The sequence below is a fragment of the Kitasatospora sp. NPDC059722 genome, from assembly GCF_042733235.1.
GTDB lineage: Bacteria > Actinomycetota > Actinomycetes > Streptomycetales > Streptomycetaceae > Kitasatospora.
On the sequence record NZ_JBHWGD010000027.1, the window covers coordinates 69,438 to 77,592 of the forward strand.

Genomic DNA, 8,155 nt, shown 5'->3' on the forward strand with positions numbered 1-8,155 from the left:
TGGCGGCGCGCTGGTGTTCTAGGTTCTGTTCGTCGACTCGCTCGGGCGGGCGTGGCTCCCCGCGGGGCGGGGGGGGCGGCGCCCCGGCCCCCCCCCCGGTGCGCGGTAGGGCGCGCGTGGCGCCGCCCGGCCCGGGACACGGGCCCGGGCCGGACGGTGCTCGGTGCGGTGGGACGGGGTGCGGTCGGCGTGCCGTGCGGGCCGCCTCCGCGGCCGGCCCGCGGCGCCCGCCTCAGCGCTGGGCGATGTCCACGTTCTCCAGGACGCCGATCGCGTCCGGCACCAGGACGGCGGCCGAATAGTAGGCGCTGACCAGGTAGGAGATGATGGCCTTCTCGTCGATCCCCATGAACCGCACCGAAAGGCCCGGCTGGTACTCGTCCGGAATTCCGGTCTGGTTCAGGCCGATGACGCCCTGGTTGTCCTCGCCGACCCGCATCGCGATGATCGAGCTGGTGTGGCCGCCGATGATCGGGATCTTGTTGCACGGGAAGACCGGCACCCCGCGCCACGAAGTGACGTGCTTGCCCTCGACCTCGACCGTGCCCGGGTAGAGGCCGCGCTTGTTGCACTCGCGGCCGAAGGCGGCGATCGCCTTCGGGTGCGCGAGGAACATCCTGGTGCTGCGGCGGCGGCTGAGCAGGTCGTCCATGTCGTCCGGCGTGGGCGGGCCGGAGTGCGTCTGGATCCGCTGGTCGTACTCGGCGTTCTGCAGGAGGCCGAACTCCGGGTTGTTGATCAGCTCGTGCTCCTGGCGCTCGCGCAGGGCCTCGATCGTCAGCCGCAACTGGTGCTCGGTCTGGTTCATCGGCTGGTTGTAGAGGTCGGCGACCCGGCTGTGCACCTTGAGGATCGTCTGGGCGACGCTCAGCTCGTACTCGCGCGGCTTCAGCTCGTAGTCGACGAAGGCGCCGGGCAGCTCGAACTCGCCCTCGTGGCCGGCGGAGAGGTCGATCGCGGCCTCGCCGTGCTTGTTCTGCGCCTGCTGGAAGCCGTTCAGGTACTCCATGATCTGCAGCTGCAGCGACTCGGAGCGGTCGTGGAGCTCCTGGAAGGCGGGCCACTGCAGCACCATCACGGTGCCGGCGGTGGCCGCCTTCACCGTGTACGGCCAGGTGTTGGTGTCCTCCTGCAGGGCCTCGTCGCCGAGGTGGTCGCCGTCGGCGAGGGTGCCGATGACCGTTTCCTCGCCGTACTTGCCCGTTCCGATCCGCTCCAGCTTGCCGTGCGCGATGATGAAGACCTCGCTGATCTCCGCACCGGCGGAGATCAGCACGTCACCCGCGGAGAACTCGCGTTGCACGAAGCGCCCGGCCAGCTCCTCCAGGAGGGCCTCGTCCTGGAAGCCGCGCAGCACCGGCACCTCGGTGAGGCTCGGCGGGACGATCCGCACCTCGGCGCCCGTCTTGACGAAGCTCACCCGGCCGCGGCCGATCGAGTAGCGCAGGCGACGGTTCACCCGGTAGGTACCACCGGAGACCTGCACCCACGGCAGCATCCTGAGCAGCCAGCGCGGGCTGATGCCCTGCATCTGCGGCGCGGACTTGGTGGTCGTGGCGAGGTTCCGCGCACCCGCCGTGCTCAGACTCTGCTGCTGCCGGATCTCCGGCTGCGCACCCGGCGCAGGAATACCGGCATTCGTTTCGGTCGACATAGGGGAGCCCTTCGCAAACCCGATGAAGTGACGCCTTGCATATTCATGGTGCAACTTCATGGTGGGCCCGAACGGAGGCACGCCGCAATCACTCATTCGAGTGGTTCGGAATAACCGAACAAATAGTACGACTAGATCACTTGCTCGATATTTGTTCGATTGCTTAATCGAACTCGCCGGAATGCCGGGTGCCATCCTCCCGCATCCGCGCGTCAGAGTGGGCCGTTCCAGTCGAGAGTCGGCTCCAGCACGCCCTCCAGGGTCAGCAGCCAGCGCTTCACGTCGATCCCGACCCGGCCGCCGCCGAAGCCCCCGATGCCGTCCGCCGCCACCACCCGGTGGCACGGCACGAGCAGCGCGACGGGGTTGGCGGCCATCATCTGCCCCACCGTGCGGGCCGCCAGGCCCGGCTCGGTCACGCCCTCGAACACCCCGCTGCGCGCGGCCAGTTCGCCGTAGGTGATGGTCCGCCCGTACGGCACCTCGCGCCACAGCGTCCGCAGCACCTCCCGGTGCGGGCCGCTGCTCAGGCTCCAGTCGATCGGCAGGCCCAACTCCCGGCTGCGGCCCGCCAGGTAGGCGCCGATCCGGTCGGTGACGGCGGCGATCTTCGCGTCGTCGGTGCAGGCCGGCGCCTCGCCGTCGCGGCCGCCGTAACCCGCCGCCGCCACGCCCAGCGGCGTCACGGCGATGTGCATCGGGCCGCTCGGCAGCGGCGTCGGCACGGTCAGCCAGGACATCTGCGACACGCTCGGGCCCCCACCCTCACCCTCCACCGGGCCGGCCGCCGGCCACCCCGGCACCCGGGAGGCGAGCGACCACCGCCCGCCCCGCGCGCCATCGTACGGCGGGCCCGGCGGCGGCGCCGGTGCGCCGGGCTAGAGCCGGCCCTTCAGCTGCGCCGCGAGCGCGCGGGACCAGTGCGACAGCTCGGCGCGGTTCGCCGCGCGTCCCTCGCACAGGACGGTGAGCTGCGCGTCGTTGATCCGGTTCGGGCCCGGGATCTCCAGCAGATAGGCCAGTTCCTCCAGCACGGTGGCGAGCCGCGCGGCGTCCGTGTGGTCGAGGGCCACCGCGGCCTCGTGGTGGCTGATGGTGAGCGAACCGGGCATGGCCAGCCTCCTCCGTCGACCCCCGCACCCTCCACCGTACGACCGGCTCACCGGGACCGCCCGGGGGCGGGGAGGGTGCGGCCCGGGGCGGGGCGGGTGCGGCCCGGGGGGAGGGTGGCCCGGGGGCGGGGAGGGTGGCCCGGGGGGAGGGTGGCCCGCGGGCGGGAAGGGCGGCCGGGGCGGGACGCGGAGGGTGGCCCGGGGGCGGGAAGGGCGGCCGGGGCGCGGAGGGCGGCCCCGCCCGCCGGCGGGTCCACCGGGCGGGCGGGGCGGTGGCGCGCCGGGGCCGGGCGTCCGCCCGGGGGTGCGCCCCGGAGCGGGTTCAGGTCGCCTCCTCGTCACCCTCCCAGGGGCGGCGGCGCACGGCGGGTACGGCCAGCACCGCCACGGCGGCGCCGAGTTGCCAGAGGGCGCCGAGCGCGAGGACGGTCCCCGTCCCGAGCCGCCCCGCCAGCGGTCCCGCCGCCGCCAGGCCCACCGGCCCCAGGGCGAAGGCGCCCAGCGCGCCGAAGGACGTCACCCGGCCCAGCGCCTCCGGCGGCACCCAGCGCTGCATCGTCGTGCCGTACAGCGTGCCGCAGACCGCCGAGCCGACGCCCGCGACCAGCGCCCCGGCCACCACCCACGGCAGCGCCGCACCGCCCGCCAGTGCCGCCGAGGGCAGCGCCCAGCCCAGCGTCGCCACGGTGGCCACCGCCAGCGGCCGGGCCGGGCGACGGCCCAGCATCAGCAGGCCGCCCAGCACCGCACCGACGCCGTACACGGCCATCACCGCGCCCCAGGCGCGCGCACCCCCGAGCTCGCGCTGCGCGGTGAGCGGCCCGAGGATCAGGAACGGCGCCCACACCAGCAGGTTGAAGAGCCCCATGTGCGCGGTGGTGATCCACAGCCACGGCCGGGAGCCGAACTCCGACCAGCCCGCGCGGAGGTCCGCGAGGAGCGACTCGCGCCCGCCGGCCGGCGCCGCACCGGCCAGGCGCAGCCGGTACAGCGCGAACGCGCCGACCCCGTACGTCGCCGCGTCGGCCGCCAGCACCACCGCCGGCCCCCAGACCGCCGTGATCACGCCGGCCAGTGCGGGACCGGCCACCGTCGCGACCGAACGGGCCATCCCCAGCAGCGTGTTGGCGTCGCCGACGAGCTCCTGGCGGCGCACCAGGCCGGGCACCAGCGCGCCCAGCCCCGGCATGAACAGCCCCTCGCCGATCCCCCACACGGCGACGAGCGCCACCATCGCCCACAGCGGCGCCCGTCCGGTCGCCAGCAGCACGGCGAACAGCGCCTGGACGACTCCGCGGAGCCCGTCCGAGGCGAGCATCACGCGGCGGCTGCCGAGCCGGTCGGCGATCACTCCGCCGGCGAGCAGGACCAGCACCACCGGCAGGATCCGGGCGGCCATCACCCAGCCCAGGTCGGCGCCGTCCCCGCCGGCGCTGCCAGCGCCGGGGCCGCCGCCACCGGGGCCGCCGCTGCCGTCCGCTCCGCCGCCGAGCACCGCGAAGGCCACCGCCACCGGTGCCATCGCGGAGCCGAGGAGGGACGTCGCGTAGCCCGTGAAGAAGCACCGGAAGTCGCGCTCGCCCAGCATGGCGAGACGGTCTCCAGGGCGCCGTCGACGGGCCGGGATCCGTTCGGTTTCCACTGCCATGGGCGGCAAGTCTGCCTCCGCGCGGAGCAGCCGTTCAAGGGCTCCGGTGGAAAAACTTGAGTCTTTTCGCATCAATTTCTGCGATGGCCGAATGTGCCGCAGTAAACGGCTAGCTGGATACCGTTTCACCTGCTGTTTACTGCGACTACCGGATACGATTCAAGCGTCCGTGAGGCATTCGTTTACTGCGGTAGAGGATCACTGATGACAGAGCTTCCCCCGGTCGAGTACGCCGTCGCCGTCGAGCGCTACCTCGCCGTCTCCGGACTCGCCGAGGGCTCCCGCCGGGTCTACCGGATCGGGCTGGACACCTGGGCCTGGGCACTCGCCGGCCGGACCGCCCCCACCGGCCCGGGGCGGCGCCGCGCCCGGCCGCCCGTCCTCCCGCTCGCCCTGCTCGACCACCCGGACGCCGCCGCCCGCCTCGGCGCCGCCGTCACCCGCCGCGCCGCGGACACCGACGCGCGCACGCTCAACCGCGAGCTGTCCACCCTGCGCGCGGCCGTGGCCTGGTGGCGCGCCCGGGGCTGGATCACCCAGGACCCGACCACCGGCCTGCGCGCCCACCCGGCCCCCGCACCCGCCGCCGGCCCGCTCACCCCGGACGAGCTGCGCGCCCTGTTCGCGCTCCGGGCGCCGCTGCGCGAGCAGACGCTGTGGCACCTGCTGCACGAGTCCGGCGCCGCGATCGAGACCGTCCTCGCCCTGAACACCGACGACCTCAACCTCCCGGCACGCCGCACCCGCCCCCGCCCGGGGCGGCCGGCGGTGCAATGGCAGGCCGGCACCGCCCGCCTGCTCCCCCTCCTCGTCGCCGGTCGCGCCACCGGACCGCTCTTCCTCACCGACCGCAGGGCCCCTGCCGGCACCGCACCCGCGGACCGCTGCCCGCACACGGGCCGTGGGCGGCTGTCGTACCGCCGGGCCGCGGAGCTGTTCACGGCGCACACGCAGCGGCTGGGCACGGACTGGACGCTGCGCCGGCTGCGGGCGGCGCGCTGAGGTCACTGCTCGTCCGGCGGCACCGCGCGACGCCCCTGGGGGAGCAACTCGTCGAGACGGTCGGCCAGTTCGGGCACGCTCGGGCGGGCTTCCGGGTCGGTGCGCAGACAGGCGTCGATGGCGGCGGCCAGCGGGCGCGGGAGGCGGCGGCGCCGGGAGACCGGTGGTGCCGGGCCGTCCGGGTCCGGGCCGTCGTACGGGACGTCGCCGGTGGCGGCCTCGTAGAGGGTGATGCCGATGCCCCACACGTCGGCGGCCGCGGTGAGCCGCCCGCCACGGGCCTGCTCGGGGGCGAGGTAGCCGTCGGTGCCGATGCCGGGTGCGGCCGGGCCGGGCGGACGGGCGACGCTGAGGTCGAGCACCTTGGCGCGGCGGCAGTCGATCACGACGTTGGAGGGCTTGAGGTCGAGGTGCAGCAGGCCGCGGCCGTGCAGGTAGTGGACGGCCGAGCACAGGTGGAGCCCGAGCATGGCCACGTCGGCGGCGGCCGGGCGGCGGGGGCGGGTGTCCAGGACGCGGGAGAGCGTCTCCCCGGCGAGCGTCTCCAGGACGGCGTACGGTTGCGGGCGCTCGCCCGTCCCGTAGCCGCGGACGAGGTGCGGGTGCGTGAACTCGGCCAGCCAGCGGCCCTCCTGGAGCAGCCGGGCGCGCAGCCGCCGCTCGCGGCGGCGGTCCGGTCGGAGCACCTTCACGACGCAGCGGCAGTCGCGCTCCTCGCTCCAGGCGTCGTAGAGGTCGAGCCAGCCGGTGCGGCAGAGGTGCGCCAGGACCTGGTACCCGGGGGCGATGAACGTCCCTGCGGGGAGGGGTGGTTGGACGGTGTCCGGACTCAACTCGACACCTCCTCGGCCAGGTCGGAGCGCTGCAGCCCGTCGAGTCGCGCGTATCCGTCGTCGCGGGCCAGCAGTTCCCCGTGCGTGCCGCTGTCCGCGACGCAGCCGCCGCGGAGCAGCACGATCCGGTCGGCGTGCCGGACGGCGGACAGGTCGTGCGAGACGACGATCGTCGTCCGGCCCCGCATGAGCCGCCCGAGCGGCGCCAGGACCCGCCGCGCGGACTCGGCGTCCAGCCCCGTCGTCGGCTCGTCGAGGATCAGCACGGGCGCGTCGCGGATCATCGCGCGGGCGATCGCCAGCCGCCGGCACTGCCCGCCGGACAGCAGCCGCCCGTTGCGGCCGACCACCGTGTCGTAGCCGTCCGGGAGCCGGCTGACGAACTCGTGGGCGTCGGCGGCCCGGGCGGCGGCCACGATCTCGGCGTCCGTGGCGCCCGGCCGCCCGTACGCGATGTTCTCGCGCACGGTGCCGTGGACGACCAGGGTCTCCTGGAGCAGGACGGCGATGTGCTCGCGCAGGTCGGCGACCGCCAGTTCGCGCAGGTCGATCCCGTCCAGGCGGACGGCCCCGCGCTCGGGGTCGTAGAAGCGCAGCAGCAGCTTGGCGGCGGTCGACTTGCCCGCACCGCTCGGGCCGACCAGCGCGACCGTCTCGCCCGGCTCGGCGCGGAACGACACGTCGAACAGCGCCACCCGCGTCGAGCCCGGGTAGCGGAACCAGACCCCGTCGAAGGCCACCGCCCCGCGCACCCGGGCGGGGCGCAGCGGCACCGGCGGATCGCTCACCTGCGGGCGCTCGTCGAGGAGTTCGAGGATCCGTTCGGCGGCGGCGGAGGCCGAGTAGAAGCCGTTGCTGAGCCGGGAGATCCCCCGGACCGGGCCGTACAGCCGGCTCAACAGGGCGACGAAGACCAGGAGTTCGCCCAGCGTCAGGCGTCCGCGCGCGAGCTCCCAGGCGCCCACTCCGAGGACGATCAACGCGCCGGCCAGCTCCAGGACGTCCACGATCGGCGCGAACAGCGCGCGCAGGCGGGTGGCCTCCATCGTCGCCCGGAACCGCGCCATGCTCTCCCGCCGGAACCGCTCCTGCTCCCAGCCCTGCCGGTTGCAGGCCTGGACGAGCGCGATGTTGCCGAGCGACTCCTCGGTGAGCGCGCTGACCGAGCCGCTGCGCCGCCGCCGCTCGCGCGAGGCAGCCTTCACCCGCGCCGAGAAGTGCCGCGCGGTGAACCAGAACAGCGGCACCACGATGAGCGCGACCAGGGCGAGGTCCCACCGGAGGTAGAACAACACCCCTAGGAAGACGGCGAGTTCGGCGACGTACGCGACCGCGTCGACGACACCCGAGAGCAGGAACGTCTCGACCGCCTCGACGTCGCCGGTCAGCCGCGCCAGCACGTCGCCGAGCCGCCGCCGCTCGAAGAAGCCGAGCGACAGGCCCTGCAGGTGCCGGAACACGTCCGCCCGCAGGGCCAGCAGGAAGCGCTCGCCGACCCACGTCGAGGTCATCTCGTCGGCGAAGCCCAGGGCCCCCGCCACGGCCGTCAGCCCCGCGTAGGCGAGCGCGACCGGCACGAAGAGGCCGAGCCTGTGCGGGACGAGGACGTCGTCGACGACGACCTTGAACAGCCAGATCGCGGCCGCGTCGACCACCGGGCCGGCCAGGACGAGGACCAGCAGCAGGGCCAGCCAGCGCCGCCCGCCCCTCGTGTAGGGCCAGAGCCGCCCGAAGGTCCGCCGCAGCGGCAGGGCCGGGGCCGGCTCGACGACCGGATCCACCCGGGCGCCGTCGCCGTCACCCGCGTCGGGGGGGGGGGGGGGGCGCGGGGGGGGCCCCCCGCGGGCCCCCCCCGCCGCGGGCGGGGGGGGGGGGGGGGCGGCGCGGCGCCCCGCAGACGGCGGGG

7 protein-coding genes are annotated in these 8,155 nt (G+C 74.9%); 1 reads left to right on the top strand and 6 read right to left on the bottom strand.

The features are described 5' to 3' along the window. Positions 1-232: 232 nt before the first annotated feature. The 4 genes from ACFV4F_RS19195 to ACFV4F_RS19210 form a co-directional block, all read right to left on the bottom strand. Positions 233-1,654 carry a family 2B encapsulin nanocompartment shell protein gene (locus tag ACFV4F_RS19195; protein WP_380496671.1) on the bottom strand — a complete coding sequence of 474 codons (1,422 nt, stop codon included), beginning with the start codon at positions 1,652-1,654 and terminating at the stop codon, positions 233-235. Between the two features lie 212 nt (positions 1,655-1,866). Next, on the bottom strand, positions 1,867-2,394 hold the full coding sequence (locus tag ACFV4F_RS19200; RefSeq protein WP_380503868.1) for a methylated-DNA--[protein]-cysteine S-methyltransferase: 528 nt from the start codon (positions 2,392-2,394) through the stop codon (positions 1,867-1,869). A 138-nt stretch (positions 2,395-2,532) separates the two neighbouring features. Continuing rightward, a complete protein-coding gene (locus tag ACFV4F_RS19205) occupies positions 2,533-2,766 on the bottom strand; it encodes a hypothetical protein (protein WP_380442424.1) in 234 nt (77 codons plus the stop codon). A 322-nt stretch (positions 2,767-3,088) separates the two neighbouring features. Continuing rightward, the gene (locus ACFV4F_RS19210) at positions 3,089-4,414 is read right to left on the bottom strand and encodes an MFS transporter (RefSeq protein ID WP_380503871.1); all 1,326 of its coding nucleotides are present in this window, start codon (positions 4,412-4,414) and stop codon (positions 3,089-3,091) included. Positions 4,415-4,618: 204 nt separating this feature from the next. On the opposite strand from ACFV4F_RS19210, the gene ACFV4F_RS19215 reads away from it, so the two are divergent. Further along, on the top strand, positions 4,619-5,416 hold the full coding sequence (locus tag ACFV4F_RS19215; protein ID WP_380503874.1) for a hypothetical protein: 798 nt from the start codon (positions 4,619-4,621) through the stop codon (positions 5,414-5,416). A 2-nt stretch (positions 5,417-5,418) separates the two neighbouring features. Here ACFV4F_RS19215 and ACFV4F_RS19220 read toward each other — a convergent pair whose 3' ends face one another. Both ACFV4F_RS19220 and ACFV4F_RS19225 read right to left on the bottom strand, forming a co-directional pair. After that, a complete protein-coding gene (locus tag ACFV4F_RS19220; protein ID WP_380503877.1) occupies positions 5,419-6,249 on the bottom strand; it encodes a serine/threonine-protein kinase in 831 nt (276 codons plus the stop codon). Then, positions 6,246-8,030, bottom strand: a complete 1,785-nt coding sequence (locus ACFV4F_RS19225; protein ID WP_380503879.1) for an ABC transporter ATP-binding protein — start codon at positions 8,028-8,030, stop codon at positions 6,246-6,248. The genes ACFV4F_RS19220 and ACFV4F_RS19225 overlap by 4 nt, the downstream gene beginning before the upstream one ends. Positions 8,031-8,155 lie beyond the last annotated feature (125 nt).